1 protein-coding gene is annotated in these 212 nt (G+C 73.1%); it reads left to right on the top strand.

Features of this window, described 5'->3' with window-relative positions:
* Positions 1 to 212, top strand: a 212-nt coding sequence (locus OP79_RS49520) for a Gfo/Idh/MocA family oxidoreductase (RefSeq protein ID WP_033330081.1), incomplete at both ends; no start/stop codon positions are given.

The following is a 212-nucleotide window of genomic DNA, read 5'->3' on the forward strand; positions in this document are numbered from 1 at the left end:
GTCACGCGGCCGGTTACCGCAACGTCAACACGGTCTTCGGGGCCGGTCTGCCGCCCGTCCGGCTGGCCGCGATCGCCGACGCCAACGTCGAACTCGGCGCGGACGCCGCCCGCCGCTACGGGTACGAGAAGGCGCTGCCGAGCTGGGAGGCCGTCGCCGAGGACCCCACCATCGACGCCGTCTCCATCGTCGTCGGCAACGACCTGCACCGC

Origin of the sequence: Streptomyces yerevanensis (genome assembly GCF_000716805.1) — a bacterium.
In the GTDB taxonomy this organism is placed as follows: domain Bacteria; phylum Actinomycetota; class Actinomycetes; order Streptomycetales; family Streptomycetaceae; genus Streptomyces; species Streptomyces flaveus.